General features: G+C 38.7%; 7 protein-coding genes and 1 tRNA gene. 2 read left to right on the top strand and 6 right to left on the bottom strand.

Annotated elements, in window-relative coordinates:
- Positions 1–89: 89 nt before the first annotated feature.
- Positions 90–161 (top strand) — tRNA-Glu (locus tag IV67_RS08135).
- Positions 162–264: 103 nt separating this feature from the next.
- On the opposite strand, the gene IV67_RS08130 is transcribed toward IV67_RS08135, so the two are convergent.
- From IV67_RS08130 to IV67_RS08110, 5 genes are all read right to left on the bottom strand, one after another.
- Positions 265–1,701 carry a hypothetical protein gene (locus IV67_RS08130; RefSeq protein WP_057788871.1) on the bottom strand — a complete coding sequence of 479 codons (1,437 nt, stop codon included), beginning with the start codon at positions 1,699–1,701 and terminating at the stop codon, positions 265–267.
- A gap of 328 nt (positions 1,702–2,029) precedes the next feature.
- Positions 2,030–2,683 carry an ABC transporter ATP-binding protein gene (locus IV67_RS08125; RefSeq protein WP_057788869.1) on the bottom strand — a complete coding sequence of 218 codons (654 nt, stop codon included), beginning with the start codon at positions 2,681–2,683 and terminating at the stop codon, positions 2,030–2,032.
- Position 2,684: 1 nt separating this feature from the next.
- On the bottom strand, positions 2,685–4,835 hold the full coding sequence (locus tag IV67_RS08120) for an ABC transporter permease (RefSeq protein ID WP_057788867.1): 2,151 nt from the start codon (positions 4,833–4,835) through the stop codon (positions 2,685–2,687).
- Positions 4,836–4,847: 12 nt separating this feature from the next.
- Positions 4,848–5,126, bottom strand: coding sequence for a hypothetical protein (locus IV67_RS08115; protein WP_157050318.1), 279 nt, complete (start codon positions 5,124–5,126; stop codon positions 4,848–4,850).
- A 349-nt stretch (positions 5,127–5,475) separates the two neighbouring features.
- Positions 5,476–5,868, bottom strand: a complete 393-nt coding sequence (locus IV67_RS08110; protein ID WP_057788863.1) for a DoxX family protein — start codon at positions 5,866–5,868, stop codon at positions 5,476–5,478.
- A gap of 305 nt (positions 5,869–6,173) precedes the next feature.
- Here IV67_RS08110 and IV67_RS08105 point away from each other — a divergent pair, with 305 nt between their 5' ends.
- Complete coding sequence (locus tag IV67_RS08105) at positions 6,174–7,004, top strand: exodeoxyribonuclease III (protein WP_057788861.1); 831 nt, start codon at positions 6,174–6,176, stop codon at positions 7,002–7,004.
- Positions 7,005–7,051: 47 nt separating this feature from the next.
- On the opposite strand, the gene adhE is transcribed toward IV67_RS08105, so the two are convergent.
- Positions 7,052–9,748 (bottom strand): bifunctional acetaldehyde-CoA/alcohol dehydrogenase, encoded by a 2,697-nt coding sequence (gene adhE, locus IV67_RS08100; protein ID WP_057788859.1) that lies wholly within the window; start codon positions 9,746–9,748, stop codon positions 7,052–7,054.
- Between the last annotated feature and the right edge of the window lie 236 nt (positions 9,749–9,984).

Below are 9,984 nucleotides of genomic sequence, written 5' to 3'. Positions count from 1 at the left end.
TTAAGACGTCGCGTTCTCAGCGCGGAATCCAGGGTTCGATTCCCTGTTGGGCTATCAGTTGAGTTAGCTCACACCAAATCTATCATCATGGCCCAATGGTCAAGTGGTTAAGACGTCGCGTTCTCAGCGCGGAATCCAGGGTTCGATTCCCTGTTGGGCTATCCGATAGAAGCATCATGCTTAAATGCATGGTGTTTTTTTTATGCAAAAAAAAGCATGTTCGTGATAACGAACATGCTCGTTTAAACTGCTATCATGATATGCCTAAGCCGCGACCTTATTTGGTGTTACCACACTATTTTGATTAGCTGGTAAAATTGGAAAATCGCTTGTTTGAGTTGATGTATCAATACTATTTCGAATTTTGGCTTGCGAATCGCCATTGATACCGTTAAAACTACCAAATACATCATACTTGGTTGTCGTACCATAAACATTCCAGTAACTATTATCTTTACTCATTTCTGCATTGCTTCGGGCAATATCTGAAGCGGGCCGTGCAAGGGTAAAGGTTCCGTCATGATTATCTGTAATGCGGACCGTATGATCTACCCAGTTACCAGTACCTTCACCAACATCTTGAATCACAATTTGATTTGGCACACCCATATAAATCTTGAATTGACTTCCAGTAAATTTTTCATACTGTGTAAATTCATACGTGTTACTAATCAAGGCAACAAGTTGATCTGTTGGCGATAAAATATCAAACTTTGCTTTCCCTTCCTGTGCGGGCGCTTGCCCCTGATTTGTATTTGTTTCATTTGAAGTTACCACACTATTTTGATTAGCTGGTAAAGTTGAAAAATCGCTTGTTTGAGTTGAGGTATCGATACTATTTCGAATTTTGGCTTGCGAATCGCCATTGATACCGTTAAAACTACCAAATACATCGTACTTGGTTGTCGTACCATAAACTTTCCAATAACTATTGTCTTTACTCATAACTGCATTGCTTCGTGCCGTATCCGAAGTAGGTCGTGCAAGGGTAAAGGTTCCATCATGATTATCTGTAATGCGGACCGTATGATCTACCCAGCTACCAGTACCTTCACCAACATCTTGAATCACAATTTGATTTGGCACACCCATATAAATCTTGAATTGACTTCCAGTAAATTTTTCATACTGTGTATATTCGTACGTGTTACTAATCAAGGCAACAAGTTGATCTGTTGATGATAACATATCAAACTTTGCTTTTCCTTCTTGTACAGGTGCTTGACTCTGATTTGGATTCTGCTTCGTTCGCTTCTTATCTGAACTGACTCGTTGTCCATTACTTACTTTAGAACTAGTATTCTTAGTTTGTTGTTTATCAGTCTTTACTTGTTTTTTAGCTGAATTATTTTGTTGCTGATTACTTACTTTAGAAGTACTATTTTCAGATGTTACGCCCTGCTTATTATTAACTTGTTGTTGCTTGGTCTCTGACTTTACTTGCTTTGCATTTGAACTATTTCGTTGCCCATTGCTGACTTTAGATGTGCTCTTCTCAGATTTCTGCTGATTGGTCTCTGTTTTTACAATCGTCTGATTTTTGCTTGCCTGCTGCTTATTTTCTGAATGTGCTTTGCTAACTTTCGCACTATTTGGCTGGTCATGCTTCACCGCAAATTCAGCTGACGCATCATTCACACCCCAAGCGCCTAAACTTACAACACCAACTGTTCCTAAGATTAACCATGTTTTTTTCATCATCATGTCCACTCCTTTGGTTATACCGGACAACTTATGTCTATAATGTTACGCTTATTTTTCAAACATGCAACAAAACTTCTGTCAAAACACTTGTTAAGCGTTTTATTGTTACAATAACGTTACAAATGCAAAGGATAATGCAACAGGCTATTCGTTTCCCAAAATCCATTCAAATCACCCATTCAAAACATCTCTATTTATTCCTGTCACAGGCAAACATTTTTTACGATTCATTTATATCGATTTAAAATTTTTTTCAACACAAACAAAAAAGTCTATTGGTCAGACCAATAGACTTTATGTTAACTTCAGACGCATTTAGAATTCATTAACGCATTACTTGCATATTTATGATTCTATCTGCACGATTAGCTTGTTCAACATTATGCGTGACCATAATCAATGTTTTATGAAACTTCTTTTGCATCATTTGTAGTAATTCAAATGCTTTTTCAGCCAAAAGCGGATCTAAAGCACCTGTTGGTTCATCCGCTAAAATAATATCACCTGGTTTCAAAAACGCTCTAGCTAAAGCAATCCGTTGTTTTTCACCACCAGAGAGAACATTGACTCTATCATGCAAACGACGATCAAGCTCTAATAGCTTGAGGACTTGCAAGATTGCGCCCGCCTTAGCTGCTTGAGATTGCTTGGTAAAATGCATCGCAAGCAACAAATTTTCTTGTACAGTGCGTTCTTCAATCAATGCAAAGGATTGAAATAAGTAATTGATTGTATTCCGACGTATTTTAGTCGCTTGACGACTATCTATCGCAGGTGCTTTTTTCCCATCAATCAAAATCTGCCCTGAATCCGGACTATCTAGCAGCCCCATCATATTCAATATGGTCGATTTTCCAGATCCAGATGGCCCTACTAATGCAACAAATTCACCTTCAAAAACGGATAGATGACTATTTTTTAAGATTTGCTGTTCTGAAAAGCATTTATGAACAGCTTCAAACTGAATCACTGCTTTCATGTTAACCTCGTTTCATTTTCATAATATTCCGGCGCTTTATATAAACAATCATCATTATGATTTGCATGCTGTAGTTAATTGGTACAAGTGTTAGTCCCAATTTTGAACGACCATACCACACCCCAATCATTTGCAATAGCGTCACTAAGCTAATAAAGATAAACAGCCAACCGTAAATCTCCGACCTTGAGAATCCCAGCAATTGTTTAACAAAAATCAGCTTATGATTGGATAAATTAAAAATAAGCACCAGGGCAATTAAAATCAGCAGCATCGATAACATAACAAACAGCACCGCACCACCAAATAGTTCGATAGTATATTTTAAATCTTTTTGAAGCCCATTCACATACTTTTTCACAGAGACAAAATTTAGATGATTATCACTGAGTTGGTGTTTTTCTAAATCTGACGGTTTAGTGTGTTGCATGAGCGTCTGTTGATTTTTGAATTTTAACGGACCATCCAATGTCGATGTTCGCAGATTGCGATAATCCATTTCATTCATATTCTCGCTGGTCGATATCAGCATAACAGGATGTTTATCTAAAACAGGGGCTTGTTGTGTTGAACTCCATGTAAAAACATCCTGATTATCATCATATCTGATAAATTTAAATACCGGTTGTTGATTAAATTTTGTCTTGATTGTTGCTGAATCCGTATCACTCTCAATCAACCAGTTTTTTAAGGTAGTCACGCGGCTATCATCCCAACTTTTGGGCATTAAATACACCCGAACGCCCTTATTGGCTAACCTGATTGTCTCCACATCATCGTAGATATGATGGTCAATGACATAATTTGGTGAAAAATTCAAAAGTGAAAATGGTTGAGCTGGCATCTTTGACGTATACACTCCTACATGGTCAAGCTGCTTTAGTAACGCTTTTGTATAGTATTGTCCTGATGCTAAATAAACACCTGTATCACCTTCTATCGATTTATACCATTGAAATACAGCATCATCTAATTCCTGTCGCAGTCCAGATAATGACCCTTTATCTTGTCCTTCTGATACAGACTTTAAAGTTTGATAATTTGCGACATGCTGCCAAGAAGTTAATATTTTATAATTTAGTTGGACTTCCTTAATTGGTCCATCTAAAGCCAAAACTGATAAAACGAGCCCCATACTTAAAGCAATATAAACGCCCATGCCTAATCCATATAATGTTTTGACTGGTATAATCTTTTTGATCAACTTTAACGTATTCGAAGCGAGAATAATCACATTAATCAGCAGCAACATCACACTGACTAACACAAGATTCATGCAACCCGCCATGATGTACGAACTAATCCCCGAGAGTTTTATGCCAGAAATAAAATAACCTAACCCAACATTAACCACTATACATAGCAAGCTAAAAAGTAAAAATGGTTGCATCATTTTGAAAAAGATTGCCTCTCGAGACCAACCCAGCAAAGCCAAAATCCCAATTTCATCAAAGGCGCTAATCGTATAAATGACAAAAAGTATGGCCAAAATAATCGTAACAACAAGCAAGGATATTTTTAAGATATCCCCTGCTGTGCCATTTTCGTCGATAAATCCGCTTTTTTGTTGAGACAAATCATCAATCGAAACACCAGCAATCCGTGACAGTTCTTTGATAAACTGCTGTTGCTCTGCTGAATCCAATCCAACAACTGTATAATTTCCCAAAGTATTTTTCACATCGCCTGGATTAAATTGGTCGACATATATTCTTGGACCCAAAAACACTTCAGGAATCGACTTAATCGAATCAACCGAGCCTTCATTTTGACCTAACACGGCTGTCGCATTCGCGTTATTTAGCATGCGTAAATCTTGCTTGTTAAACAAATTAATTCCTGAAAAGGACAACCCAACAGCGTGATTAAAATTTCCGCCCACAGAAATTTCAATTTTGGATACGTGATCACTTTCTACTAAATTTTCTTTAATTAAGAATGCATCCCCATCTGCCAAATAAGCATGCACTGCTTCTAATTGATCTTTAGCAACCTTATTGAGATGAATATCAAATGCATTCACTTCATTTTTTCCATAGTCTAAAACTGTCTTATGATAACTATTTGATAGCAGGAATAATGTTAACAGTAAGCACAAAACTGCTTGTAGCAAAATCACACCTTTTATCAAAAAACTTAATCGCTTATTCATCACTAATCAACACTACTTACAGGCCCAATAAGCTGTCGCCCGACGCAAACCAACGTATTGTTGTGCATAAGCTGGAACACCCTTTCGTTTCCAACCTGAAAATGTTTGATTAGCTGTCGCTGCATGTTGGAAATAACCCGTCTGCACCGCTGAATAACTATAGGTTCCTTTTATACGACCATAGCTCCATGAAATACGCTTTCCTTTAAATACAGGTGACGCCGATGCTGCTTCTGCAATCATAGGTGTCACAACCTCTGTCGCTAAATGCATGCCACCGATCGTTGTCATACACATTATCACCATTTGAAATTTCTTCATTTGCTTCATCGCTCCTTCAGTTATGCAATTTTAGTGACGTCACTTTTCAAAAGATACCACGTCAATATTCAAGTAGCAAATTATAAATATTATAGAAATACAAAACAATGATTAAATTCATTGTTTAAACATTCAAAAACCTACAAACATACATCTAAAATGGCTATCATCATCATACGGTACGCCTATTTTCATATATTAATTCTTACTAGTCATCATTTATTAAATTCTTTTTTTCATAACGCATATGCGAATATAATTCTTTTTATGCCACAAAAAAACCGGACATTATAAACATAATGTCCAGCTTTTAAAATAATTACTTTCGAATAATTGCAAGCATACGCTGAAGATACTTATCATCTGCATAAAACAATCCCATTCCAGCACTAACAACTAGTAGGAATAATTCATATTCATAACCATTCAAGAAACCACTTTGAAGTTTCACAGTGACAATTGCTCCTGCCAAAACACCGACAAAAAGCAACGCAACAATAGGTACCAAGACCCCAGCAATCATCATTATTCCACCAATTAATTCAATTAGACCAATCATCAAAGCCATTTGAGTTGGTAATCCCAAACTCGCAAAAAACTGTCCGGTTCCTTGCAAATCCGTCACTTTAGCAAATCCATGCCAGGCCATTGTGATTCCAAGCATGATTTTAATCATACTAATGCCAATATATTTGAGCTTGTCCGCGTTCATCTCATTCCCCCTTGTAAATAAACCAAATCGTCACGTCCCCCGACATGACCGAGTATCTTAACCATACCTAACTGTCTGCCAACACCTGCTTCCAGTTAGTAAGTGAATTGTACTAATCAACACCCGCGATGTACATGTCAATTTTGTAATAATCACATAACAGTTTTATTTTTAAAAAGTGCATATCCTCATCTATATACCAATTACATGAATAATTATAAATTTATGCATGTCCCTTACATTTTTGCATTTGTTGATTCAAATCATTTACAATAATTGTATTAAGTAAAAAAGGACAATTAACTATGCCAACATTTATCTCATGGAATATCGATAGTATTAACGCCGCTGTTGAACACAAGTCAGCTCGTGGTGAAATGACTTGGGCCACCCTACAACATTTGGCTGAATTAGCACCAGATGTACTCGCAATCCAAGAAACAAAATTGCGTCCCACTGGCTTGACTAAGAAACAAGCGACTGCGCTTGATGAACTTTTCCCCGACTATCACCGTTATCTAAACTTTAGTACTGCCCGTACTGGTTATTCTGGAACAATGATGCTCTCTAAAACTGAGCCAATTGCCGTGACAATGCCTGAAATTGGCGCACCTGGCGAAATGGATCAAGAGGGGCGTATTATTACCCTAGAATTTGAAAACGCCTTTGTATCGACGGTTTACACCCCAAATTCAGGCCGTGAATTAGCACGACTCGAAGATCGCCAAGCTTGGGATAATGCCTATACTCAATACGTACAACAATTATCAACCGAGAAGCCCGTTATTTTCTCTGGTGATTTCAATGTTGCGCATCAAGAAATTGACTTGAAAAACCCCAAGACTAACCGCCGCAGTGCAGGCTTTACTGATGAAGAGCGTGCTGATTTTACTGACTTGCTAGCTGCTGGCTTTGTTGATACCTTCCGTACTTTGGAACCAGAAACAACTGGTGTTTATACTTGGTGGTCACAAATTGCCAAGCAATCAAAAATCAACAACGCTGGTTGGCGTATCGACTATTACCTGATTTCCGAACAGTTACGTGAAAATTTGGAAAGCTTTGAAGTAATTGATACAGGAGCTCGTCAAGATCACGCACCAATTCAATTAACTTTATCTGATTTTAATCTTTAAACACAAAAAACCCACGCGCATTAAATGCGCGTGGGTTTTTATTTACTTTAGATTTCGTCTAACAACAATTCACGAATTTCTGACAAGAATGGTTGACGAGGGTTCGTTCCGATTGTTTGGTCATCATAAACATAATCTGACAAACGATCAACACTATCCTTAACCGCCTTCTTATCAACACCGTTTCCTGACAAAGTTGGGTCGATGTCCAATGCATCCGTCAATTCCTTAATCTTAGCAATCAAAGCATCAACTAATGCGGCATCATCCTTACCTTCCAAACCGATGTAACGTGCGATATCAGCATAATCCTTTTGTGCACGATAAGTTTCGTAACGTGGGAATGGTGTACGCTTAACGTTTCCAGTTACCGCGTTGAACTTAATTACGTGTGGCATTGCAATTGTGATTGCCAAACCGTGTGGCAAGTCGAATTCTCCACCAGTCTTGTGGGCAATCGCGTGGTTCAAACCAAGGAATCCGTTCGCAAATGACATACCAGCCAATGTAGCTGCATAATGCATGTTAGCACGGGCAGTTTGACCTTCCTTTGAAGGGTGCTTTGGATCGTAGTTATATGATTCTTCCAAGTTATCAAAGATTAACTTGATAGCTTGCAAAGCCCATGGACGTGTAAAGTCTGAAGCCATAACTGAAACATATGATTCCAAGGCGTGTGACAATGAGTCCATTCCTGAGAAGGCAACTGTACGCTTTGGCACAGTCATAACAAATTCAGGGTCAACAATGGCAACTTGTGGTGTCAAAGCATAATCAGCCAATGGGTACTTAACGTGTGTTGCATCGTCAGTAATAACCGCGAATGGTGTTACTTCTGATCCAGTACCTGAAGTTGTTGGGATGGCAACCATTTGTGTCAATGGTTGTGCCTCAAACTTGATGATACGCTTACGGATATCCATGAACTTTTGTTGTAGTTCTTGGAATAATTCTTGCAATTCATCAGGTTGGTCCAAAATACCTTCATGGTTTTGTGAGTACTCGTAGATATAACGTGCAATCTTACCAGCGTCAAGTGCCGATCCTCCACCAAGTAGAATCACTGTGTCAGGCTTAAATTCAGCCATTTGGCGTGCAATTTCGATTGTTTGTCCAATTGTTGGATCAGGCTTAACTGTTCCGTAAACTGAAGTCTTAACAGTTGTCTCACGCAAAGCTAATTGGTCCATAACTTGGTCAACGAAACCAAATTGAACCATTCCTGGGTCGGCAACGATAAAGGCACGATCAACATTTTCAATATCTTGTAGGTATGAAATAGCGTTTGATTCGTAGTAAATGTTTTCTGGCAAACGTACCCATTGTGGACGATTACGACGACGGGCAACCGTCTTAACATTCAACAAATCATCTGTAGACAAGTTATGTGACAATGAATTCTTCCCCCATGAACCAGTTCCTAGCGTCAATGATGGACGCATTGCATCTGAGTAAACATCACCGATTCCACCCAAAGTATCTGGTTGGTTAACCAAAATACGTGAAGCTTCAACGGCATCGGCATATTCCTTAACAAATGGGTCGTTTTGGGCACCAATTTGGATCGCCGCGTTGTGTCCGGCACCTTGGTAGTTAAGCAAAGCACGTACGATTTCAATTGCTTCGTCACGTGAATCTGCCTTATAAACTGAAAGCATTGGGCTCAACTTTTCTGATGACAAAGCTTCACCAATGTTCTTCTTATCAAGTTCGAACAACATAACGTCCTTGTCATCTGGCATCTTAACACCAGCTTCGTTGGCAATCCAACGGGCAGGACGTCCGGCAACAGGTCCAGCAACACCGTAACCTTCATCATTTGGCTTGAAGGCATAATCAGCAATCTTCTTGTAATCACGCTTTGGTACTAGGTATCCACCTTGTGATTGCAAACGCTTCATAAATTCATCATAGATTGATGCATCAATAACAACTGAGTTTTCAGCCGCACAGATCATGCTGTTGTCAAAACGCTTTGAAATCAACAAGTCTTCAACGGCACGGTTAACATCAGCAGTTGCATCAATATAAACGGCTCCGTTACCAGCACCAACACCCATTGATGGGTTTCCTGAATGCAAAGCAGCGTTAACCATTCCAGGTCCACCAGTAGCCAAGATTGATGCAATACCAGGATTTGTAATCAAGGCATCCGTTGCATCGATTGATGGCTTTTCAATCCATTGAACAAAATTCTTTGGTGCACCAGCAGCAACAGCAGCATCGTAAACAATCTTAGCAGCGTGTACAGAAGATTGTTGCGCTTGTGGATGGAAAGCAAAGACGATGACGTTACGTGTCTTAGCAGCCATCATTGACTTAAAGATTGTCGTTGAAGTTGGGTTAGTTGTTGGTACGATACCAGCCAAGATACCTAATGGTGCAGCAACCTTAACTTGACCCTTAACCTTATCTTCACTAATCACACCAACAGTCTTGTCGTGGCGAATTGCGTTATAAACTGATTCAGAAGCGAACTTGTTCTTAGTGTCTTTGTCTTCAACAACACCACGACCTGTTTCTTCTTGTGCTTCGTGAGCCAATTGTAGTGAGTGTGATGAACCAGCTAATGCCATAGCTGCAACAATTTCATCAACTTGTTCTTGTGTATATGTCTTGAACTCTTCAAAAGCAACTTGTGCCTTTTCAACTAATTCTTGTGTCATCTTTTCAGCATCAGCACGCTTTTGTGCCTTTTCTTCTGGAGTTAATTCTTTTTTCTTAGTTTTAGGTGTATCAGCCATTGTTTAGCTCCCCTTCTTTTGTAAACTTCTTTGTGTGTTTATCTCTATCAACATACTTAGTATAACATTTCACAAAGTAGTGTCAACACTTTTTAGTTTTATTTTTTCATTTATTTTCAAAAGCCTATACACCAAGCTTTCGTAAGCGTTTACAGAAACTGGTTCTATATGTGACCTAAATCACAAAAGGCCGATAATATCCTGTTTTTAGAACATTATCGGCCTTTTACCAACAT

The sequence above is a fragment of the Weissella minor genome (genome assembly GCF_001437425.1).
GTDB classification, from domain to species: domain Bacteria; phylum Bacillota; class Bacilli; order Lactobacillales; family Lactobacillaceae; genus Weissella; species Weissella minor.
This window is presented reverse-complemented; position numbering and strand designations above follow the sequence as displayed.